This window comes from bacterium (genome assembly GCA_040755755.1).
GTDB lineage: Bacteria > SZUA-182 > SZUA-182 > DTGQ01 > DTGQ01 > DTGQ01.
Genome location: JBFLZW010000024.1, coordinates 1 through 21077 on the forward strand (window position 1 = coordinate 1; position 21077 = coordinate 21077).

The window sequence follows — 21077 nt, forward strand, 5'->3', positions numbered from 1 at the left end:
TGCCTCCGGTATCATGGTCTTTAGTTTTTTTCTGCCCATATAATACCGGAAACTTCAGTCAGGGGTGGGGGAATTTTGCGTTGTCACAAACCCCTAAAATGGGGGAATTTTAGATTATCACAATCACTTGGCGTAATGCAACTAATCCTTCCTCATTGACGCCTAATAGGGCGTGCTCCAAGGCATAAGTTCGCGTGTAATCATAGCGGTTACAATATGGAGGAGAGGTTATAACTGCTGTATAGGTCTCGCTTTTTATGTTAGGCAGCAAATTTAAACAAGAACCTTTTAAAAGATAGATTTCTCCAGGTTTGATATCCTGGTTCATGGAAGAAAATAAATCTATCTGTCGATAACGTTTTGTAATATCATTTAAAAACTCATTAAGCTTGCTCAATATAGCTTCGTCGAATGATAGTATTTTGCCCTTATGAAATGCGTTGTTACCATTTCTTCGGCCCGATCTGTAATCCCATCTGAGATATTGCCCATCCTTTCTTGTGTAGCTGATTGATTCAAGAACACATAAAAGGGCGAGTAGTAGTAGTTCCTTGATTTTTGGATTTTCATTATCTATTTCATAAAGATATCTCTTGATCTTATACTCAGTTTCTTTTGGATAGGCCCCATTTGTTATGCCAAGGACCTCAAAATCTTTAGCTTTCCCATCCTTATTCCAAACAGTATCGGAAATCCAATGATTCAACCTAGCTGCTATTTCTTGCTTGTTATGGCTTCTGGCAATAATATTTGCTTCGATTATTTTTTGACCTACGGGTAGAAGTTCAATACCATCTGCATCATACCCTAAAATCGAACCTGCAAATAGTGCCGTACCTGAGCCAGCAAATGGATCAAGGATTTTGCCTTTACTGACGTGATATTTGCTCAATAGATATTCAACTAAATCAGCAGAGAATGCTTCCTTGTATTTATACCATCTATAATGTGTACGTATCTTGTTACCGTGGAAATGCCACTTTTGATAAAAATTATACTTTACTCAATAACATTTCCATCTTTGGGGGTGGCCAATAAGTAACTGGCCATGAATGTTTAGCTTGAAAACTAACAAGTTTTCTTGTTAGAGCTTCATCTATAATAATCTTTTTTAAAAAATACCTAGTAAGGGAATCATCCAACTCTTTTATTTTAGCCAGATAACCATCGCCTATGCATAGACTGTTAACTATATTAGCGTTCTGAGCAGTATGCATTTAATTCAACCCCTATTCCGATGCTTGAGAATCTTACTAATCAGGGACATGTCTCGATTCACTAAACTATTTGATATATTCGTAATCCTACCACTCCTTAGATTATCCTTTTAGATGCGGAGAAATTTAAGATATTTTTGGAAAAGAAAAGGGGATAGATAATTTTCACTCATGCTGGAAAAACATGTCCATTTCCAGTCATCCATGACTATTTCCATAGCGTACGTATGGCAACAATCACTCCCGTGTAAGCAATCATAAGACCGGCAACCCGCTTAATCACACTTGATCTTACCTGCTCAATTTTCAACTCGATTTCCTTGATATCCGCTTTTGTTGCCACCTCCTGATTTTTAGAATCGATCATTGATTCGATATCTTTTACGATAACCTGAGCTTTTTCCTTACCGTAGGTTTCAGCAAAGATATTGAATAATTCTACTCCATGTGGAATAGTGCTCATCGTGTGGCCGCCTTTGGTTTATTCTTTGAATATTTCGACTTGAGTTCATTTTCAATAATTTTCAGCCAATTTTTGCTTTATGCTTTTTCTCTCTTTGGCCGCTAATACCTTGAGTTCATTCCAGAGGTCATCATCCATGATGATCTGATGACTTTTTTCCATTTATGTTTCTCTTTTTTGTATGCTGTTTTAGTAACCAGAGATAATATAGACCTGTATTATAGACTTGTCAAGTTAGCGCCTTTCGGCGGACTTTTTAGTCTGGCTCAACACACTTCATGATGTAGTTATTACACCCGGGGCATCCAACCTCCATTCCAATCTCAACGGTAGCCTCATTAACCAGCAGCTCCATTCCACACATCGAACAGCGGTAGTTGTACTCTTTCGGGGGCAGTCCGAATAGCTCCTCCCCCGCTATTTGGGGAGGCAGTGGCATCTTTGGCCTTTTTTTTTTCTTTTTTTTTCCATACTTACCTTTCCTTATCTCCTCAAGCACACTATGGACAATCCCATACTTTAGACTTATCCGCTTAACTTAATATACTATAAACGGCTTAGAACTGAACTTTTCCAGAGGAGCCAGGAGTCAGGAGTCAGAATTCAGAAGAAGGTATGGGCCATCTTAAATAAGGAGTTCTTTTACCTTCTTCTGGCTCCTGGCTCCTGACTTCTGACTCCTGAGCAAAAAGTTCAATATTCACCCGTTCGCAGTATAGCATTGCCCTCAAGGGGGAGGAGAATAGTGGATGCTCCTAATATAAGATGGGGAACATCTGAACAGTTACAATTATTCTTGAAAAATATCAGGAGAGGTTGTATGATGCTACAACACAAAGAGGTACGTAACCTGTTAAGAAACAATTTACTATTACAACTCACCATTACAATTTACTCGTGGATCGGGGATAGGAATAGATGGAAGGAGATCAGGAAAAGACTCTGGCGGAAATACGGGCCCGAGTCAAAGGCCTGCTGGTTGATAATCTTGCCCTGCAAGATATTCAGGCGGAAGATATTCGGGATGATGAAATTCTGTTCGGGGAGGAAGGGCTTGGCCTTGATTCTCTGGATGCCGTTGAAATAGTTGTCCTGCTGCAAAGAAACTTTGGATTGGAAATGAAGGATATCGATCAGGGGAAAAAAATATTTTACTCGGTTGACACGTTAGCCCGATATATTTACGAAAACAGGAAAAGCAATACCTCAAAAGAGCAATCTTGACCTCGGTATGAAAAAGGCGGTAGTAAGCGGAATAGGAGTGATTTCTGCTGCTGGCAAAGACCTTCCTGAAACTCTGGATACCTTCGCCCAGGGAAAAAGGAATGCGGGTCCGGTGTCCCTGTTTCCTACGCTCCTCACCTATCCGGTCTTTGAAGTACGGGATATTCCCCCGCAATGGCATAAAGAAGGGATGCGTACGTTAAGCCTTGCCCTGTGCGCTGTGGCCCAGGCACTCGGCGATGCAGGACTGCCGGACGATCTTTCCTCTCTGAAGGTGGGAGTATGTTTGGGAACCACGGTCGCCAGCCAACTGAATGACCTCGAATTTTACCGCTCGTTCCGAAATAGCGGGCAGGCCCCGATGGGAGCGGTTGACCGCTTTCTCCGAGGGAATCTTGCGCAGGCCGCTGCCCATACGTTCAAAGCAGAGGGACCGGCCCTTACGGTGGTCAATGCCTGCTCATCCGGAGCTGACGCCATTGGGATATCGCTATCCTGGCTGAAGCAGGGAATATGCGATCTGGCCATAGCCGGGGGCGCTGACGAGTTGAACCATGTCCCCCTGTGCGGCTTCGGGTCCCTGGGAATTGTCAGCGAATCGTTGTGCGCTCCTTTTGACCGTAACCGATCAGGTTTGAACCTTGGCGAAGGGGCAGGAGTCCTTATTATCGAAGCGGAAGACATCTGCCGACAGAGAGGAAAAGCCCCCCTGGCGTATCTTGCAGGATATGGAATAGCTGCCGATGCCTATCACCTGACAGCTCCTCACCCGGAAGGAAAAGGGCTGGAAGCGGCTGTGCGGCAGGCAATGGCTTCGGCCAATATTACTCCCGATGATGTCTCATTTGTCAATGCTCATGGTACAGCCACCCCGGATAACGATAAGGTCGAGGGAACCGTTCTGGCCAGGATTTTTGGCCCGGATGTTAAAGTTCTTTCCACCAAAGGGTACACCGGCCATACTCTGGGCGCAGCCGGTGGCCTGGAAGCTGCCTTTACCGTCGCAGCCCTGCGGGAAGGATGGATACCGGCCAGCATTGGCTTTGTTCACCAGGACACGGAAATACCGCTGGCCCCGGTTGCCGTGAAAACACCGATCGAGAAGGGGTATGGGGTTTCCACCTCTCTGGCCTTTGGCGGAAACAATACAGCCCTCATTTTTTCTGCCGCCGGTTGCAGTGTTCGTTCCTCCTCGTTTCGCAAATGCCGGGATACAGCATGAATATTGCCGGGATAGGGACCATTTGTACCCGTGGACGGGGAATTGAAAGCTTTGCTCATGCCTTGCAGCAAGGGTGGAAGGCCCCGCAATTCATTAGCCTACAATCCTTACCGGATAAGTCCTTTCCTGTATACCCGCTCAACCAGGAGTCGCTCATGGACAAAGCGGTTCTGGGGAAAATGCGCCGGGCGGACAGATTCAGCAGGATGGCTGCTCTGGCTGCCTGGGATGCAGTCCAGGACAGCGGCATGGCACTCGATGGGGAACATACCATGGGTATTATTGTCGCCTCGGCCTTCGGACCGCATACCACAACCTTCCGCTTTCTGGATGACATCCTCGATTACGGTGAAGCGAATGTTTCTCCGACAGCGTTTTCCCATTCGGTCCACAATACGGCTGCATCGTATATCGCCTCTCTGCTGGACATTCGAGGGCCAACCATAACCGTGAGCCAGTTTGCTTTCCCGTTTCATCAGGCCATTCTTCTGGCCCAGGCCTGGCTCGATGAAAAGCGGTGTGATTATGTCCTTGTCGGCAGCGCGGATGAATCCGGCAGGGTTATGGAATATATTTGCAGTCAAAAACTCCGGATTGCTGATGACGGTCAAATCCAGCCCTTCCATTTTTCAGCCGCACCAAAGGCTGTGCCGGGAGAGGGGAGCGTGTTTTTCCTGATGACCAGCCGGGAAGATGGCCGCAAATATGGTGAATTGTCCGAAGTCGCTCTCTCCAGTCACCGAAATGAAGAGGAGGATAAACCTGACATCTGCATCCTCGAAGCGGACGGCATGGCCGGTGACGAAACTGGCTACCGTGATGCCGTTGTGCCCGGTGCCTTTGCAGCCGGATACTCACCGCTGTTTGGCAGCATGCTGACCGGCAGCGGCTTCCAGTGCGCTGCCGCCGCTCTGATGCTGAAAGAGCAGATCCGATATGCCTGTCCGGTTCAGGACAATCCCGGCAGGGTGAATATCTGTACCGTGACTGAGACGGCTGAAATACACAGTATTCACTGTATCAGATATCATTGTGGACAGAAAAAGGCTGTTATTAAATTACGGCGATAGCGATAGCGTTAGGAAATTACGGCGATAACGTTAACCATGCACCTTTAGAAACGACAGCTTGAGTATACCAGTCCCATACTAAAACCTGTAACTTTATATTTCTCAAGGAGGTTGTAATGCACAAGGTAACAAAGTATCTATCCAACGCCCTGATCGTTTTTTGTATTTGCTGCCTGGGATTTTTTTCCGGTTGTGCCGGCACCTCGGCAGGGAAAGCGGACCTTACCGAAGGCTCCCAGGCTGTATCCGCCAGTCCCGAAGGGAAACCCTATTTTACCAAGGTCAATATCTGGTACGAGTACAAGAACGAAAAGCTGAACCCGATTCCCTCTACCAATTATCATCAAGGAGAAATGCTGCCGGTTGGTACGAAAGTAACCATCAAGGAATGCAGCGATAAAAAAATCCTGTTTGCCGATGATAGCACCAATACGGTCTACACCCTGGTGTATATAGCAAAGCATGGCCAGATGACGCCGGAGGAATTCTTCGGCCATTATTTCTCCGAAGGAAATGTCATGGCTGAGGGTGGTGAATTTTCGAAATTTACTCCGGAGGAGCAAAGCAATATTAAAAGCGGTACACTGGCCGAAGGGATGAGCAAGGAGGCAGTGCTCATGGCTTATGGGTATCCGCCTAAAATCAAAACACCCGATATATCGAACGATGTATGGACTTTTTGGAAAAACCGCTTCGATACCACCGTGGTGACATTCCAGGATAATAAAATCGCGAACATCAAAGATTAACGTACCCTGCACAGTAAATACGCGGCCAGATCGCAAAGGGCAGGCACCAGACAGGGTGCCTGCCCCTTGCCAGTTATGAGCATGAGAAATCCGGACAATAGAGAGGTGTCTGAGCGATGAGGAAAACGGAGTCACCTGTAAGCGCACTATACTATGCTGTCCTGATTTGTTTCGTATCCACATGCTGCTGCTTCTATTCAGCGGCTCAGGCCAGAGATCGGGACCTTTCCATATCCCCCCGGGTTAATTCATCCTCTCAGCAGCAGGTTGCGAAGCAGGGTGAGTACTGGGCGCTCATTATCGGGATAAACAACTACGAAAACTGGGCTCTTTTGCAGACAGCTCTTGCTGATGCCACCGCGGTTCGTGAGGTTTTAATTAAAAACTACGGGTTCTCTGAGAAAAAAACTGTCTTTCTGAAGGACCGGGAGGCTACCCGGCAGAATATTTTACGGGAATTCAGAAAGATGGTGGAAGTAATGAAGGAGGACGATTCCCTTTTCATCTATTATGCAGGTCACGGGTATTTGGACAAGCTCCTGAATGTAGGGTACTGGGTACCCTGTGACGGCAAGGCAACCGATATCAGCACCTTCATTCCCAACTCCACTATCCATGACCTTGTCAAGGCAGCCAAATCCAAACATATCTATTTAGTATCCGATTCCTGCTTCTCCGGCTCGCTCTTTTTACGGGCTGAAACTCCCTCCCCGGCTACCATCGATGATCGATACATCAAAAAATATGGAGGGCTCAAGTCACGGCAGGTGTTATCATCAGGAAATATGGAGCCGGTATCGGATAGCGGCTATGATAACCACTCCATTTTTGCCTACTACTTCATCAAGACCCTGAAGGAAAACCCGGACCCCTATCTTACCCCGATGGGGATTTTTGAAAGGCTGAAGGTCCCCATGGCCAGAAACGCCAACCAGATTCCAATCTGCAAACCATTACAGGATGCCTATGATGAAGGCGGAGAATTCATTTTTGCAAACCTGGCCCTCAAAAACCATCCCGGTAAGCTTAGCCCTCTTCAACAGCCCCCCTCTTCGGATCTTGAGGTTGAATCGGAAAAAGAAAAGGTTCAGCAGGAAGCAGAGCAGCTCCAGCAGCAAAAGAAACAACTGGAGGAGTTGCGAAAAGCCCTGCTCGAACAAAAGGCCCTGATCAATGAGCAAAAAGGCGTGGCCGAAGAGAAGGCCAGGATTGAGCAGCAGCTCAAGGAAATTCAGCTCAAGCAGGGAGCTGTACCAGTCACCCCCGGACAGGTGAAACAGAAGACCGCATCGGTACAGCAGGAAACTATTTATCAGGTGCAAAAACCAATAGAGCCGGCAGCGGGGAAAACCTATTTTACCAGGGTCAATATCTGGTATGAGAAGCCGGACCAGATTCCTTCCACCAATTATCATCGAGGGGCTCGCCTGCCGGTTGGAACAAAAGTAACCATCAGGCAACAGAGCAATGGCAAAATCCGGTTTGCCGTTGATGGTGCCAGTACAGTCTATACCCTGGTATATATACCAAAACATGGCAGGATGACGATGGAGGAATTCTTTAGCCATTATTTCTCCGAAGAGAATGTCATGGCCGAGGGTGGTAAATTTTCTCAATTTACGCCGGAGGAGCAAGATAACATTAAACATGGCACCCTTGCCGAAGGGATGTGCAAGGAGGCAGTGCTCATGGCTTACGGGTATCCACCAAAACACAAAACACCTAATATATCCAATAACGTATGGATCTTTTGGGAAAACAATCACAATAAGATCGTGGTGACATTCCAGGATAATAAAATCGCGAACATCAAAGATTAAGGTACTTCGCTCAAGAAAAAAGGCGGGATTTTTATCCCGCCTTTTCTGTTGTGGCAAGTAATGATGTCCAGAATTTCTAAAAGACAGCGAATATACTTGCAGTAAATTCGCAGGGTTTTATTTTTTCAGTTGTGGTAATATAATCAGTATGGTAGTAGTAATTATAATAATAACTGGTTTCAACCTTTCTCTCAAACTCTATTTCAGCCTGATAGAAAGATAATTCAAACCCGAAGCCCACTTTTTTGGTTCTTAAAAATTCAACTCCGACAGCCGCGAACACTCCGGGTTTCGACCTATCGACGTAATCTCCGCTGGCTGCATGATAGCTCAATCCAGCGCGGACATACGGGGAAACACTGATCCGGGGGATCGCGTATCGTACGTCAAGCTTAAGAGGAAAGTTTACAAAACTGGCATCCCCCGCGATAACCATGATGGGGCCAATTCCACCCCCAACTCCGAGACCAAAGTCGAACTGGACATAAGGATGGAATGAAACAGCTTCACGTTTCATCCTCCTTAACCATAGTGATTGATACGGTATTAATAAGAACCTCTCCTGTCATTGTAATCTTTTCCAGATCAAAAATTCAAGGTACTCCATTCACCCTAATTTTCATGTATCCTGATCTCGGTAAAATCCTGCACCCAGGTCAGGGAGGAGAGATTTTGCATGCCGATGGACAAATCCCGCAGCCCTCGGGTATTTTCTTTTTCAAGGGAACAGAATGCCGCAGGATCTACCAGGGCGAACGGCTCGATAGAGGCTATGGCTTTAATCCTTTCGATGCCTGCCGGGCCTGAGACGGTTATGTTGACCCCCCCGAATTCGGGTGACGGGATGGAATACGTTCTGCCACCCCTGATAAAATTATCCTTCTGCAGTGGATTGGGGAAAATTACCGTCAGTTTGCCGCTTGTCCCGATATCCAGCAGCGAAAGATAGCAATCCCTGTCCGATTTGACATACAAGGTAAGAGAATCTCCTGTCTTATAATCACTGCGGTCGGTCCATAGATCAATGCTGAACTTGCGCTCCTCTTCCTCTGAAAAATACACTTTATCAAGCGTAAGGTCATAAGCGGGTGCGGTATCCTGATTCTGACTATGACCGCTTTTCGAATCAAGAGATTTGAGATCGGCACTATCGATGGAGTCCCTGGCGATAATGATCCTGGCTGTCGAGACGAGGGTCCCGTCATCCGTATCCACCAGTTTGGCATTGATTCGCAAGCCCTGGTCATAAAGCCAGTATACCCCTGAAAGGTAGTAGTCCGCTTTTAATGCCCTGGCTTTCTCCCGCAGGTCCCTGTCCCTGGCTTTGTCAGGGGAGCCTTCTTCGTCAATCACGACGAAACCATCCACTTTGGCCAGAGTTGTCCGCAGGTCAGATTCCAGAACCCTGCTGAGAATAAGCCTTTCTTCGCTCCTGGCCTCGGAAAAATCCAGGACTGCCACCTTGCTGCTGCTACTGCTGGCAGCAGCTCCGGCAGTAGTGGCATTCGTATATATTCTGGCTATGACTTCTTCCACCAGCTTGACTATCCCCTCAGACCAGGGATATGCTTCGGGTTCTCTGGCCATATCCGCAATGAGAAGATCATAGGTGAATGTCGCCTTTTTCCCGCTCCCCTGCCCGCCGTCTTCAAGGTTAACCACTGCGGATATGGTATTCACCCGGTTCTTCGATTGATCGACCCGGTATACCTTTGATCTGGCTATGCCATTGGCATCGGTGATCACCCCGGCATCCAGCTCTCCGGTGGAAGAATCAAAGGCGAATTTCACCGGCATTCCGGCTATGGGGTATTGGTTCTTCCGGTCGCCCTCCTGACCTTCAAAAAGCACTTTGACTGCCAGATCCCTGGCCAGAGGACTGCCTGCAAACCCTTTCTGGTTATTTCCATCGACCGGGAAAATCCGGATATTCGAGATAATGTTATCCAGCCTCCTTTTGCTATCGGCCAATGACTTTTCCCCATCCTGTATCCTTGCCTCAAGCTCCTGGCTCTTGAGGTCTGACTTATCTTTCCGGATTATCGAACGCTGCTTGAGCAGCACATGAAAGCTGTCCGCCATCGCATTTGCCTGCCGGTAGCTATCGAGGGCCTTGACCAGTTCCCTGTTATTTTCCTGCCCCAGGCCCGACGAATAGAGATTATGGATAGTCTCAAGACTGCTGATAATCTCGCCTTCCAACGCTCCTGCCGCCGTATCCCTCTCCAGGGTAGCCAGAGAATAATACCGCCTCTCCTGTTCACTATACCACCTTTCACTGATGGTCAGCCCGGCTATCTTAGTGTCTATCTTAACCTTTATCTTCGATTCGACCCGCGACTCCAGGGAGGTGGAGTGGTGCTGACCGTGGATTCCTTTCGCTTCCTGCTGGAGAGAGGTTTCCCCCTGGAAAGAGGTTTCTTCGCCTGAAATCTCCATCTCTATCTGCTTGAGGAGGTCCATGCGCGCATCTTCATCTGCGGATGTGCTATCCTTATCTGATACGCCGACACCAGTGAGGTAAAAGGCATATGGGTATCTGATATCTTTCCGGGATACAACCCAGGATGGGGCGGTTTCTTTTACCCTGCGGATTGCGGCTGAAGATGGAGGTGGAGATTTAGGCGTTGATGCAGATGCAGGTGTGTTTGTGACCTGCTTTCCGGCTGTATCCGGTAACTGGCGATGAGCGCAGCCGGTAAGACAGGGCAGGAAAAAGCTGGTTACAAGGAATAAGAAGACAAGGAATATTGGGGTATTTTTCATTCTGCCTGCTCTCTTTATCCGCCTCTCCCCTTTACGGGGAGAGGCGGATATTCATATCTGAAGTGAATGGCACTTACATAAGAATTCGTAATTTTCCCGCAGAGACGCTCTGCGGGAGATCGTTTTCCCCTGTGCGCTTTGTGTCCTCTCTATATTATAAGCTTGGCTTATGTAAGTGCCATTCTTTCTAAAGTGGCATCAGCAAGAACAGTTTTATTGCCCGGCTTTCTCTTCCCGCTTCTCCACCTCTTTTGACAGCTCGTCATGTAATTTCCCGGCATTCTCCCTGACATAATCTTTGACCTTGGAGTTCAATTCCTTCGCCTTGTCAAGGTTTTGTTCGAACTCGTTCAGGTCGAGCATTGCTAACGAGAAGATCAGGCCCTGGTTTTCGGGCGACTCCCAATGATCAATTATTTGCACACCGGACAGGGTCATCGAGGAAACAGTCTTGATTGCCTGTTCAACATGCTGCTCCTCACTTGTTTCGGAAAAATCACCCGCTGTGGTGGAGGCTGCATAATCCTTCATCAGTGAAGCTACGTAGGTCTCAAATGTCTTGGCCACTTCGTTCCTGGCACGGTTATCCGCTGTGGAGCGAAGGAGAGAATAATTTTTTATGCCCGATGCCGAACCAACACCATAAAAAACTTTCTTGCCTCCATCCTGAAAGGCACCACTGCCTTTGGTTACCCATGGAGGGGATTCCACCTTTTTAAATCCAATAGTAGTTTCTGCCGGTTTGGCGACAGGTTCTCCCGTCTCTACTTTTTTCCCTGCGCATCCGCTGAAAACAACCAGGCATACAAGGCTCATAAGGATTGTTTTGTGCATCTGTTGCCGATCAAACACTTTTTCAGCCTCCTTTTCTGCTCTCTTGGAGCGTTACCAGTTAGTCATTTTTGCAGTTATTACAGCTTATATTTGATACAGATCCCGGTACTTCGTACGGAGATAAGAAATATATGGCATATGGCGCGGCGTTGATTTTTTCGCCAGTTACTCTCTGTACCAATTCCCGAGAAGTGAACTTTGCTCCGTGAATATGAATATGCTTTCGCAACCATTCCAGGAGAGGCGAAAAATCGCCATGCATGATATATTCCGGAAGAGTCGGAATGTCTTTTATCAAACGGTCATAGAATTGCAGAGCTAATACATTTCCCAGCACATAGGTCGGAAAATACCCGAAAAACGCCGCTGACCAATGAACATCCTGGAGCACACCCAATGCATCGTTGGGTGGTGTGAGCCCTAAATAGGCTTTCATTTTCTCATTCCATAGCTCAGGTAAGTCTTTGACTTCAACTTCCAGGTCGAAACGGAGAAAAACATGAAGGTTGTAGGTGACTTCATCAGCTTCGGTTCTGATATAGCCTAGGCGTACGACATTGACAGCCTGGTAAGCCTGTTCTATAGTTGCCTCTACCAGTTGATCGGGATAAAAGGACTTTAAAATCGGAAGAAAATACGTCCAGAATGCCCGGCTTCTGCCAATCACATTTTCCCAGAGGCGCGATTGGGATTCATGAACTGCCGTCGAGGCTCCTTTCGATAATGGCGTTCGAGCGAGCGCCTCCGCAATCCCCTGTTCGTACAATGCGTGACCACATTCATGGACAGAGCTAAGGAAGGCTGAAGTAAATGAATTTTGGTCCAGCCATGTCGTAATTCTGACATCTTGGGGTGAGAATGCCACTGAAAAAGGATGGGCGGAAATATCCTGCCGTCCCCGGTTAAAGTCATAGCCAATCCTCTTGAGCACCGCTGTTCCAAATTTCCATTGAGCATCGACATCGAAAGCTCCTTGAAATAGAATACCTTGAACCGCATCCTGCTGTCGAGAAATCTGCTTTATCAGCGGAACCAGTTCTGTTTTGAGAGCTTCAAAAATACCAGCCACGTCCGCGGTTTTCATTTCAGGTTCATACAGGTCCAATAACGGATCATAGATGTTCTCGGTATATCCCAGGCACTCGGCTTCCTCTGACGGGTAAGGACAACCAACAGGAATGAGGAGCATTGACAAGGAATTGAACCCGGGTTAGAAGAAACCGCCGATCTGGAGCCAGGTGACAACGGGCTCTTCTCTTTCCGGGTCATGGTCGAGAGGAAAAGCCACATCAACCCGCAGGTCCAGGGGGATTAAATTCGCCAGCGAGGTTTTTACGATCAGGGCTGTCCCTATGTCATGCCGGTAGTGGGCATCGCGGAACCTTTGACCATTATCCCAGACTTTCCCTCCGTCATAATAGCAGGCAGCATCGACGCCCTCGAACCAGAAATACTTTTTGATCGAGATATCCTTCCGAAAGCGCTTGTGAATCGGCCATTTCAATTCCGCATTCCAGACAGCGATACTCGATCCCAAATAATCGAGATCGTAATTATATCCACGGAGCATCGCAGGCCCGGCCAGTGAAAATCTCTTCTTCAGAGGCGCTTCACCCTGAATGTCCCCCACAAATGACCGGAGCATCAAGCTCGACAGGTGGTGAACATGGATGAAGTATTGCCCATCGATCTGATATTGCTCAAAATCGTAATCTCCACCCAACTCCTCTGAGCATATCTCGGCTCCCCCCTCCAGATGCAGCCCCGACAGGGGAGTTTGCCGGGCGTCCCGGATGTAGTGTAAGCTTATGCTTCCTGCCGATCCCCTCCAGCGGATCGATTTTTTTTCAAGGTTCTCTTTTTCTTCAAGGTCTTTATCTTCATCCTCGGAAAGATAGTAGGCTTCCTGAAAATTGTACAGCAAGTCGAAATAGTTTGCAGGCATGCGGACCTGCTGATGGGACTCGTACAGGGTTAAGCCGAATCCGGCAGATCCCCCCCGGACGCCCTGCACATCGAAAGCCGCGGCCCTGGCCGCCAGATTCGGCAGGAACAGCCGGTCCCTGGTAAAAAGCGCCTGGAAGCCTAATTTGCGGGGTTCCTGCTTGTAAAAGCCGCTGATCAGCAACTGCCAGTCAGTGAGATATCCTGCGGTCAGGGTCAATCCGATAATTTGTTTATCGGTCGGATTGGAAGTCGATAAAGGAATCGCGGTAATCAGATAACTGTCGGAATCGGGAAAATCGAAGATTGGACTGAACCTGACGGGAAGCCGGTAATGGTTATTCGAGCGATCGATATCCGGCAGGATATGCCGTGGATCGAGGCTGGCCTCGGCAATTTTCCCCTCGGTTGTGAGGGTAATGCTTTCTTCCTCCTGCCTGCCATCAAACTGCACGGTTTCCTTCCTGCCATCCTGAAAGACAACCTGTAATTCTCCCGGCATGACAGCTTCCTGGAGACGCCGGATATGCACCGTGGATATGATCTCGCCGGTCCGGCCCTGGCGGGTGGAAATATGATCAATGGCATAATCCAGTTTTTTCGTGTCGTAGATCCATTGGTCAAAAAACCAGGTGAGGTCCTTTTTGGCCACCTCCTGACAGAGAGACAGCAACTCCCGGGTGGTCACTATTCTGGCAAAATATCTCTGGACGAGGGCCTGCAAAAAAGCCCTATAATCTTCATCACCCATCAGGTAATGGAGCATGCGGTGGATCATGGCTCCTTTGTCATAGTGCATGGCACTGAGGGAGGCAAGGTCATCGGTCGCTTTGGCAGATTCGGTAATGGGACGATCGTACCCTCTGACAGCCTCTTCCCGGTACGGCAGTTCGACAAAATATTCGCTGTAGTCCATATTCGGCATCCACCGGGGCCAGGAGAGCAGGTTTTTCCCCTTCCCGTATTTCTTCTCGAAATACCGGATACTGGTATAGTTGGCCAATCCTTCGCCGATCCAGTTATGCTTGTCGAAATTGTAGGTCAGGCCGACGCCAAACCACAGATGACTCACTTCATGGACCACGACAGCCTCCATGATCCGGTTCAGCAGGCCGGGTAACTTGTGTAATTCCCGGGGAATAAAAATGCTGTTGCCTGAAGTGTAGGCTGCCGGAGCTCCCATGTAGAGATCGACAAGCGATAGATGATCGAAGGTCAGGGGCAGTTGAACATCCTGATGGATATACCGTATGGCTTCGGCTGCATACTGAAGGCAGGATTGCATGGTCTTTGCATCCTGGGGCAAATAGTAAGCCCTTATCTTTACTCCTTCGGATTCTTTTTCCGCAGTGCGATAATGACGGCTGGATGCCAGGGCCAGCAGGGGGGTGGGGCCGCAGTTTCCCGAATAGGTGGTGGTCCCGTCAGGATGGCTTTCGATCTTTTCCCAGACTGCCGAGGAAACAGGAACTTCCTGCGAAGGAAGAGTAAGGGAAAGATGGAAATAAGCCGCAGGTGCTTCTTCGATGCCGGTAATCCACTTCCCGTCCCTTCTGGATAGGAGAAAGGGATACCAAAACCCCTGTAAATAAAGCGTCTGCCGGTAATGACCTTCACCGAACCTTTCAGGGACCCTGCCGTGAAAGTCAATCTCGAGCGTATACTTTTCTCCGGGGGCCAGCGATCTGGGCAGGGAGACATGCAGCAGGGTCTTTTCCTGAGCACATCCGAGCGGCAGATCGTGATCTGCCCGGTAGTCATACTGCATCGGATTACCCTGCTCGTCCCGGACTCCGAGAATTTCCATCCATCCGGGATTGAATCCTTCGGGATAGATAGTATCGTACGTACTTCCATCCACTTTCGGGTCTTTTCGGGCCAGGGTATTGGGAACCAGTTGGAAAAGCATCTCGGATAAGGGAAGGTCTGAAGTATTGTAACAGGTAACCGTTACTTTTCCGGCAAGAAAATAGGTCTGGGTGTTCAACTGAACATCGATCTCGTAGCGGGGAAGATTGTCCGGTGGGGGATATTGGGCAAACTCCGGTTCCGGCAATCCGCTGAAGAATATCAGCAGAAGGGCAGTAATCAAGAGAACGTAGCCTGCTTTTTGTTTCATTGCCGTCTGCAACTCGCTTCGGTGAAATTATTATCTTGACTTGGGTTCCAAATAATGTATAACTCGATTCCACAAGGGAAGCTGTACCGTGGATAACAATACCTTATTTTCTCTGGTATTGCAAAAGAAAGTTTCAGGAAGGAATTTTTTGCCGATAAAGAGGGATAAACAATCGGAGGAGAATATCATGACTCCAGGTACCTGTAAAACCTTCATTATCAGATTCCTGGGATGCAGTATCCTGCTTTCAATTATCATCTCAGGCCCAGGAGAAACCCATGCCGGGCGGAACAGCCGGGATTTTGTTCCCTCCCGGTATGGATTTGCTTTGATCCTTGGGAATACCTACAACCCGGAGAACGATATCAGATTTTCCCTGATTTCCGGCTTTGCCTTATACGATTATGACCGAATCTGGCATCACCCGGCGCCTGCTCCGTTGCGCTTTAAGGTAGAGGGCAGCCTTGGAGCAACCACCAGCCCCCGGACCCGTGCCGTAGCTTCCTGCGGCATAATGGCCTTGTATTACCTGGATAAGTTTGCCACTCAGCGCTTGCGGCCTTATGGAGAGGCAGGGATCGGGATTATCTATACCGATTTTCGAGTCAAGGGGCAGGGTTTGCGCATTAACTTTAACCCGCAGGCGGGCTTTGGCACTGAATTTTTGACCGGATCAGGATCACCCTTTTTCACGACCCTTCGTCTTCACCATATCTCGAACGGCGATTTGTATAAAGATAATCGGGGTGTTAATGCCGTTGTTCTCGTATTGGGATATTTTTTTCATTAGGAGCATGTACCTGCGGTCTGACTGCCGGGGGTAAAAGATGGGGGCAAGCGGCCTATTTTAAAATCTCCAGGACATGGGGAACAAGCTGTTTCTTTCTGGAGAGCATGCCTTTGGCGTACAGCAGGTTCGGCTCAACCTTGTCATAGCCGAGGCGCTCGGCCAGATACTCTTTCCCCGCATACAGGAGATAACTTCCGCCTTTGACCACATCGCTGATCATCAGCATCGAAAACAGATACTCATGATTAGCGGTCAGGGCCTGGAGCTGCTTCAGCAGGTCCTCCTTGAGGTCGTTCAGCAGGGAGCGACCGACGATTTCCACCTGCCCGATCCCGAATTTGCCAAGCTCCGAGTCGTATACTTTGAAATCATTATTGATGATTTCCTGAACCGAAAGCGCGCTGACCGACGATCCGGCGGCAAAGAGATCGTTTCCAAACCGCAGAGTATCCAGACCGGCGATTTCCCCCAGCCAGGAAGCCATTTCCTGATCATGCGGGGTGGTGGTCGGAGATTTGAAGAGCATGGTATCGGAGAGAATGCCGGACAGCAGCAAACCTGCCATCTCAGGGGCTGGTTTCTTCTGCAGGGAGTGGAAAAACTGGGCAATAATGGTACAGGTGCTCCCCAGGGGCTCGTTGATGAAGCGGATCGGGCGGATGGTATGCAGATCTCCTAACCGATGGTGATCGACAATTTCGACCAGATCAGCCTCTTCGATACCGTCGATAGCCTGGCTTTTCTCATTGTGATCCACAAGTATCACTTTTTTCCGGCAGCCCTTGAGCAGATCGGTCCGGGTGATAATACCCTGGAGGTTCCTCTCATCGTCCAGGACAACCAGACCCCGCTCTTCCGTCTGAACGATCCGTTCCCTGATTTCATAGAACCTGTCTTCCGGCTTGAGTGACCCTCCCAGAGGATCGGCCACTTTGCCCACCGGCGTGGCCAGCCTGGCCAGCAGGGCGGTAGAAGCCGTATCAGAGGGAGAGAGGAGAACATAAACACCTTTCTCTCTGGCCAGGGCAAGAATGTCCTCTCTGACCGCCGCTCCTCCGCAAACAACCAGGGCGTATACTCCCAGCTCAACGGCCAGCTTCTGGATGTTGGAGCGGTCGCCGACGATTACGATCGGCAAAGCGGTTTCCGCGGATTGAAGGATGTAGCGGCTAAAGGCCTCCTCTTCCATCGCTCCGACCAGTATCCGGGCGGCAATGGTTTCCTGCGAACTCTCCCCTGCCAGCAGCTTGGCCTTGATTCCTTTGAGCAGAGAATTTACAGACACGGGCAGGGAATTGGGGAAATTTTCCTGCTGGAGAATATGCCGGGCTATACGGGAAAAAGTCAAAATCCCCTGAACCTTCCGGCTGTCAGCCGAAACGGGGATAAAGTGAAGATCACGTTCCTTGAAAATTTCAACCGCCTTCCGCAGCGGCTCTCCCGGCGAAAGGCAAACCACATCCCTGGTCATAAGGTCCTTGGCCCTGATGTAGAGATCGCCAATATAGGCGGGAGGATCGATATTAAACTTATCGAGAACAAATTGAGTTTGCGGATTGATATTCCCGCACCTGGCCGGAACAAGTCCTTCCTCTCCCTGTACCTGCCGCTTGAAACAGGCATACGCCAGACAGGAACAGATGGAATCCGTATCCGGATTTTTATGACCAATAATTATAGTTGACATACCTGTCGTTTGTCTCCCTAACCTACATAGTGATCAATCACATGGTGATCAATCAAACGAATAGCGGTACTTGGCTCTCCCCTTCCGATAGAAGCTTCCGGTAATCAGGCCGATAATCCAGCCAACGGATAAAATACCTGCCCCAACCCCTATCCAGAGAAGATCCTGGCGGTCTTTCAGACGGAGATTTTCCTGCTTGAGGCGCCTGAGCTCCTGCGCGCTATTCTCGAAAAGCTGGGCATATTTCTTTAATGACTTGTTTTCCTCGCTCAATTGAGCAATCACCAGGGACTGCTCTTTCGTCTTGCTGGCCAGGGCAGTAACCTGCTCCGTGAGGGGCCTCCCTTCGTTCAGCAGAGAGCTCATGATCCAGCCCTCTTCATCAGCCGCGGTCCGGATATGGTACCATGTTCCCTCCTGACCCAGGACGGTCACGGGATCTCCGGTCCTGACTCTGGCAATGACTTTATATTCACTGCCTGGCCCGTTATTGACTTTCACCCATGTTGTCTCCGTAACGTACATGGTCTTGGCCATTCCGTTCCCCCCGGCCAGGAAACCAATCACCAGGGCCAGAATAAAGACAAATGACAGAAAGTGACTTTTCGGCATTCCTCATACCTCCTTATGAGAACTTAAGCAAGCTTTGCAGACTCTGTATCATGGCAAAAATATCCTGTTTCGTCAAGGAGATAATGATACGATCTTTCCCATAGTCAGGACCGGATTAAAGGCATTCTCATACTTACCGGGATATAGTGCATGTTCTGATTCTGAAGAATGGCTTGATTTTTACGAGCAGGTTTTGCGGGAATCACCTTGTTGGCCGCTTGAAGGCGCAGCCTTTCTCGGTATTTCATCGTGCATGAGGAACTACAAAAATGGTGCCGAGGGCCGGACTCGAACCGGCACGGGGGCAAGCCTCCGAGGGATTTTAAGTCCCTTGCGTCTACCAATTCCGCCACCCCGGCTCCAAGCGCATGTTCTCTCAAAGAGAACAAAATTTAACACTATTTGGCAAATATGTCAATGTATTTGTTGACTGCTCTTCACGACTTCCCTCTCTCTAAAAGAAGAGTCTGCCCCATAAAGAACTTATTGATTTTTGAAAAGGTAGTCATTTTAAGCTGGACGTACGGTCAAGAATTTACTATTATTATAATTACACTGTATATGATTCCACCTTAGATATATTTTGGCCCTCAGGGCCGGCAGATACGGCCTTTATCGGCGCAGGGAACATCATGGAAAATTGCAGCAATGGTAAACCAAAACTCATCCTTAATCCAAGAATTGGGCAGGGAGAAAATTTTTGGCCTGCATCTCGGGTAGCGGATTTATTCTGGAAGTGCCAGGAGGATTATAGTTTTGAAACATGGATCATTGCCGGTTTCACTGATCAGGATTATGTAAAAGAGATTACGGACCGAATGAAGGGAGAAAAACCCCGTACGATCAGCCTCCTGGAGTTAGATAAATTAGGGGAGATGTTAAGGTCCTGCAACCTGTTCATCGGACCGGACGGCGGGACGAGCAGATTGGCTGCTTCCCTGGGCGTGCCGTGTATCATACTTTTCGGACCGACAAAGCCTGCCGCCTGGGCAGCACCTTCCGGGACACGGAACGAAATCATCTGGAAAGGGGTTGCCTGCTCTCCCTGTTCTCTTGAATACCGGCGTACCTGCCGGAGCAGGCAATGCTTTACCGCTATTTCAATAAGAGAAGTTATCGGTAAGATAGAAAAGATATCTGTTTATATTACGGAGCAATAAGTAAAGGCGGCACCCGGATTTGAACCGGGGGATAAAGGTTTTGCAGACCTCTGCCTTACCACTTGGCTATGCCGCCATGTCGAAAAAAAAAGAGCGGGAAACGGGATTTGAACCCGCGACCACCGCCTTGGCAAGGCGATGCTCTACCGCTGAGCTATTCCCGCTTTTTATTTGTGTATGAGTTAATTTATAGCAAATTTGAGCCTGCTTGTCAATGTAAATTTGCCAATAAGCCACGGTAAATTTGTTCTCATTTTTAAAGTTGATGCGTAGCGCGTTCTGGGGGTCAACGACCGTTTTCGTGAGGTAATTATTGCCATGGACTTGCTTGATGGAATACACAGCCGAAGAAGCATCCGCAGCTATACCGGCCAGCCGGTTGACCGGGCGCTTTTGCTTGAGATCATTAAAGCCGGGACCTGGGCTCCATCCGGCCTCAACAATCAACCCTGGCGCTTTGTGATTGTTCAGGATCAGGGCTGGCGCTGCCGGTTGGCTCAGCTTACCCGCTACAGCAGGATTATCGAGGCAGCCTCAGCCTGCATCGCTGTTTTTATCGACCGGAAGGCAATGTATCATGAAGTCAAGGATTATCAGGCCATAGGCGCATGTCTGCAAAATATGCTGCTTTCGGCCCATGCCCTGGGACTGGGAGCTGTCTGGCTCGGAGAAATACTGAAGAGCAGCTCCGAGGTGAGAACACTGCTGGCCTTACCCGATAATTTGGAACTTATGGCAGTTGTGGCCGTTGGCTATCCGGATGATCAAAATCAGGAGTCCGAGCGTCTGGAGCTGGAGGATGTCTTACTGAAGGAGCTATAAAGTATTCACCCCGGCTTTCCGATTTGCGTTGTTTGCGGAGCTTCAGCCAAGAGTGATGTCTGAATTCTGACTCCTGACTCCTCTTCACTGATCACTGACCACTGGCCACTGACCACTAACCACTTTCTTCCCTGCTCAGGCCCTCATGCCCTCTCTTCCACCGAGAAAGCTCTTTGGGCTGCCTCTTTATTTTTGTCCTCTTTCTTCTTTTGACAGCTCACGCAGTACAAGGCAAACGGCAAGGCTTCCAGTCTCTTTTCAGGAATCGGCTGGCCGCACTTCTGGCAGGCTCCGTAATTCCCCTCGGCCAGGCGGTCGATGGCATTTTCGATATTTTTGAGCTTTTCGTTGTAATTGCTGATCAGTGTACAGTCTATTTCTTTATTTTGGTTTAAAAAAGAGAGATCCAGCTCATCAACGGCAGAATCAATGATGGTTTTAATGTCATGGATATCTGTGTTGGCCAGATGCGAGATCTCCTTAATGCCCTTGTTTCTCTCGTTAATCAATATTTGCAGAAGTCTTTGTTCCCGTTCAGTCAGCTTTCTCTTAATTTGCATAAGCTTACGTTCCTTAGA

Annotated in this window: 19 protein-coding genes and 3 tRNA genes; 8 read left to right on the forward strand and 14 right to left on the reverse strand. The window is 48.6% G+C overall.

Features of this window, described 5'->3' with window-relative positions:
- Positions 1-109: 109 nt before the first annotated feature.
- The 3 genes from AB1611_08805 to AB1611_08815 form a co-directional block, all read right to left on the reverse strand.
- Entirely contained in the window at positions 110-892 is a 783-nt protein-coding gene (locus AB1611_08805) for a hypothetical protein (protein ID MEW6379696.1), read from the reverse strand.
- Positions 893-1425: 533 nt separating this feature from the next.
- Positions 1426-1680 carry a hypothetical protein gene (locus AB1611_08810; GenBank protein ID MEW6379697.1) on the reverse strand — a complete coding sequence of 85 codons (255 nt, stop codon included), beginning with the start codon at positions 1678-1680 and terminating at the stop codon, positions 1426-1428.
- A 256-nt stretch (positions 1681-1936) separates the two neighbouring features.
- Positions 1937-2179: a hypothetical protein gene (locus tag AB1611_08815; protein ID MEW6379698.1), complete on the reverse strand. Its 243-nt coding sequence runs from the start codon at positions 2177-2179 to the stop codon at positions 1937-1939.
- A 419-nt stretch (positions 2180-2598) separates the two neighbouring features.
- Between AB1611_08815 and AB1611_08820 the strand changes: the two genes are divergently transcribed.
- The 5 genes from AB1611_08820 (at position 2599) to AB1611_08840 (ending at position 7765) form a co-directional block, all read left to right on the forward strand.
- The gene (locus tag AB1611_08820) at positions 2599-2904 is read left to right on the forward strand and encodes a phosphopantetheine-binding protein (GenBank protein MEW6379699.1); all 306 of its coding nucleotides are present in this window, start codon (positions 2599-2601) and stop codon (positions 2902-2904) included.
- Positions 2905-2911: 7 nt separating this feature from the next.
- Positions 2912-4126: a beta-ketoacyl-[acyl-carrier-protein] synthase family protein gene (locus AB1611_08825; protein ID MEW6379700.1), complete on the forward strand. Its 1215-nt coding sequence runs from the start codon at positions 2912-2914 to the stop codon at positions 4124-4126.
- Positions 4123-5196, forward strand: coding sequence for a beta-ketoacyl synthase N-terminal-like domain-containing protein (locus tag AB1611_08830; protein MEW6379701.1), 1074 nt, complete (start codon positions 4123-4125; stop codon positions 5194-5196). The genes AB1611_08825 and AB1611_08830 overlap by 4 nt, the downstream gene beginning before the upstream one ends.
- 116 nt (positions 5197-5312) lie before the next feature.
- Positions 5313-5945: a hypothetical protein gene (locus AB1611_08835; protein MEW6379702.1), complete on the forward strand. Its 633-nt coding sequence runs from the start codon at positions 5313-5315 to the stop codon at positions 5943-5945.
- Positions 5946-6061: 116 nt separating this feature from the next.
- Complete coding sequence (locus AB1611_08840; GenBank protein MEW6379703.1) at positions 6062-7765, forward strand: caspase family protein; 1704 nt, start codon at positions 6062-6064, stop codon at positions 7763-7765.
- Between the two features lie 76 nt (positions 7766-7841).
- Here the strand turns inward: AB1611_08840 and AB1611_08845 are convergent, their stop codons facing one another.
- From AB1611_08845 to AB1611_08865, 5 genes are all read right to left on the reverse strand, one after another.
- Complete coding sequence (locus AB1611_08845) at positions 7842-8282, reverse strand: hypothetical protein (protein MEW6379704.1); 441 nt, start codon at positions 8280-8282, stop codon at positions 7842-7844.
- A 95-nt stretch (positions 8283-8377) separates the two neighbouring features.
- Positions 8378-10531, reverse strand: a complete 2154-nt coding sequence (locus AB1611_08850) for a FlgO family outer membrane protein (protein ID MEW6379705.1) — start codon at positions 10529-10531, stop codon at positions 8378-8380.
- A 213-nt stretch (positions 10532-10744) separates the two neighbouring features.
- The gene (locus tag AB1611_08855; protein MEW6379706.1) at positions 10745-11383 is read right to left on the reverse strand and encodes an LPP20 family lipoprotein; all 639 of its coding nucleotides are present in this window, start codon (positions 11381-11383) and stop codon (positions 10745-10747) included.
- 40 nt (positions 11384-11423) lie between these two features.
- The gene (locus tag AB1611_08860; protein MEW6379707.1) at positions 11424-12554 is read right to left on the reverse strand and encodes a carboxypeptidase M32; all 1131 of its coding nucleotides are present in this window, start codon (positions 12552-12554) and stop codon (positions 11424-11426) included.
- A 21-nt stretch (positions 12555-12575) separates the two neighbouring features.
- The gene (locus AB1611_08865) at positions 12576-15428 is read right to left on the reverse strand and encodes a M1 family aminopeptidase (GenBank protein MEW6379708.1); all 2853 of its coding nucleotides are present in this window, start codon (positions 15426-15428) and stop codon (positions 12576-12578) included.
- 187 nt (positions 15429-15615) lie between these two features.
- On the opposite strand from AB1611_08865, the gene AB1611_08870 reads away from it, so the two are divergent.
- Entirely contained in the window at positions 15616-16218 is a 603-nt protein-coding gene (locus tag AB1611_08870) for an acyloxyacyl hydrolase (protein ID MEW6379709.1), read from the forward strand.
- A 52-nt stretch (positions 16219-16270) separates the two neighbouring features.
- Here the strand turns inward: AB1611_08870 and AB1611_08875 are convergent, their stop codons facing one another.
- The 3 genes from AB1611_08875 to AB1611_08885 form a co-directional block, all read right to left on the reverse strand.
- Entirely contained in the window at positions 16271-17905 is a 1635-nt protein-coding gene (locus AB1611_08875; protein MEW6379710.1) for a putative manganese-dependent inorganic diphosphatase, read from the reverse strand.
- Between the two features lie 48 nt (positions 17906-17953).
- A complete protein-coding gene (locus AB1611_08880) occupies positions 17954-18517 on the reverse strand; it encodes a TIGR04211 family SH3 domain-containing protein (GenBank protein MEW6379711.1) in 564 nt (187 codons plus the stop codon).
- A gap of 270 nt (positions 18518-18787) precedes the next feature.
- Positions 18788-18876 (reverse strand) — tRNA-Leu (locus tag AB1611_08885).
- A 273-nt stretch (positions 18877-19149) separates the two neighbouring features.
- Between AB1611_08885 and AB1611_08890 the strand changes: the two genes are divergently transcribed.
- Positions 19150-19677, forward strand: coding sequence for a glycosyltransferase family 9 protein (locus AB1611_08890; protein MEW6379712.1), 528 nt, complete (start codon positions 19150-19152; stop codon positions 19675-19677).
- A 4-nt stretch (positions 19678-19681) separates the two neighbouring features.
- Here the strand turns inward: AB1611_08890 and AB1611_08895 are convergent.
- Both AB1611_08895 and AB1611_08900 read right to left on the reverse strand, forming a co-directional pair.
- Positions 19682-19753, reverse strand: a tRNA-Cys gene (locus tag AB1611_08895).
- 16 nt (positions 19754-19769) lie between these two features.
- A tRNA-Gly gene (locus AB1611_08900) sits at positions 19770-19841 on the reverse strand.
- Positions 19842-19995: 154 nt separating this feature from the next.
- Here AB1611_08900 and AB1611_08905 point away from each other — a divergent pair.
- A complete protein-coding gene (locus AB1611_08905) occupies positions 19996-20499 on the forward strand; it encodes a nitroreductase (GenBank protein MEW6379713.1) in 504 nt (167 codons plus the stop codon).
- A gap of 143 nt (positions 20500-20642) precedes the next feature.
- Here AB1611_08905 and AB1611_08910 read toward each other — a convergent pair whose 3' ends face one another.
- A complete protein-coding gene (locus AB1611_08910) occupies positions 20643-21059 on the reverse strand; it encodes a TraR/DksA C4-type zinc finger protein (GenBank protein ID MEW6379714.1) in 417 nt (138 codons plus the stop codon).
- Between the last annotated feature and the right edge of the window lie 18 nt (positions 21060-21077).

Bases quoted from the DNA above. Each gene is read 5' to 3' on its own strand.
- AB1611_08845 (MEW6379704.1), bottom strand. From the start codon at position 8,282: ATGAAACGTGAAGCTGTTTCATTCCATCCTTATGTCCAGTTCGACTTT.
- AB1611_08850 (MEW6379705.1), bottom strand. From the start codon at position 10,531: ATGAAAAATACCCCAATATTCCTTGTCTTCTTATTCCTTGTAACCAGC.
- AB1611_08840 (MEW6379703.1), top strand. From the start codon at position 6,062: ATGAGGAAAACGGAGTCACCTGTAAGCGCACTATACTATGCTGTCCTG.
- AB1611_08870 (MEW6379709.1), top strand. From the start codon at position 15,616: ATGACTCCAGGTACCTGTAAAACCTTCATTATCAGATTCCTGGGATGC.
- AB1611_08875 (MEW6379710.1), bottom strand. From the start codon at position 17,905: ATGTCAACTATAATTATTGGTCATAAAAATCCGGATACGGATTCCATC.
- AB1611_08880 (MEW6379711.1), bottom strand. From the start codon at position 18,517: ATGCCGAAAAGTCACTTTCTGTCATTTGTCTTTATTCTGGCCCTGGTG.
- AB1611_08830 (MEW6379701.1), top strand. From the start codon at position 4,123: ATGAATATTGCCGGGATAGGGACCATTTGTACCCGTGGACGGGGAATT.
- AB1611_08825 (MEW6379700.1), top strand. From the start codon at position 2,912: ATGAAAAAGGCGGTAGTAAGCGGAATAGGAGTGATTTCTGCTGCTGGC.
- AB1611_08810 (MEW6379697.1), bottom strand. From the start codon at position 1,680: ATGAGCACTATTCCACATGGAGTAGAATTATTCAATATCTTTGCTGAA.
- AB1611_08820 (MEW6379699.1), top strand. From the start codon at position 2,599: ATGGAAGGAGATCAGGAAAAGACTCTGGCGGAAATACGGGCCCGAGTC.
- AB1611_08890 (MEW6379712.1), top strand. From the start codon at position 19,150: ATGGAAAATTGCAGCAATGGTAAACCAAAACTCATCCTTAATCCAAGA.
- AB1611_08905 (MEW6379713.1), top strand. From the start codon at position 19,996: ATGGACTTGCTTGATGGAATACACAGCCGAAGAAGCATCCGCAGCTAT.
- AB1611_08865 (MEW6379708.1), bottom strand. From the start codon at position 15,428: ATGAAACAAAAAGCAGGCTACGTTCTCTTGATTACTGCCCTTCTGCTG.
- AB1611_08910 (MEW6379714.1), bottom strand. From the start codon at position 21,059: ATGCAAATTAAGAGAAAGCTGACTGAACGGGAACAAAGACTTCTGCAA.
- AB1611_08835 (MEW6379702.1), top strand. From the start codon at position 5,313: ATGCACAAGGTAACAAAGTATCTATCCAACGCCCTGATCGTTTTTTGT.
- AB1611_08860 (MEW6379707.1), bottom strand. From the start codon at position 12,554: ATGCTCCTCATTCCTGTTGGTTGTCCTTACCCGTCAGAGGAAGCCGAG.